This window comes from Gilvimarinus sp. 1_MG-2023, from assembly GCF_030548285.1.
In genome coordinates this window covers 1-240 of record NZ_JAUOSC010001611.1, presented here as the reverse complement: position 1 = coordinate 240, position 240 = coordinate 1, and the positions used below count along the sequence as shown (strand labels likewise).

Sequence of the window (240 nt, the reverse complement as noted above, 5' to 3'; positions counted from 1 at the left end):
CGCCCGTACCCATCGCATTCGCCAGTATGAAGATTTCTTCAACGCATCAGGCATGGCAACGCCGGATGACCTGGAAGAATTCCGCGCCTGTCAGGAAGGCTTCAAGGCCGGTGGCCTGCCCTGGAACGATATGTGCCGGGGTGCCACTCACTGGATTGACGGCCCGGACGACGCTGCCAAGGCCATCGACCTCAAACCAGTGATGAGTGGTGCCAAATCGGAAGATGAAGGCCTGTATAC

1 pseudogene is annotated in these 240 nt (G+C 58.3%); it reads left to right on the top strand.

Going from position 1 to position 240, the window contains the following annotated elements:
* Positions 1-240, top strand: a pseudogene (locus Q4563_RS22240) (benzoate 1,2-dioxygenase large subunit); the annotation flags it as partial.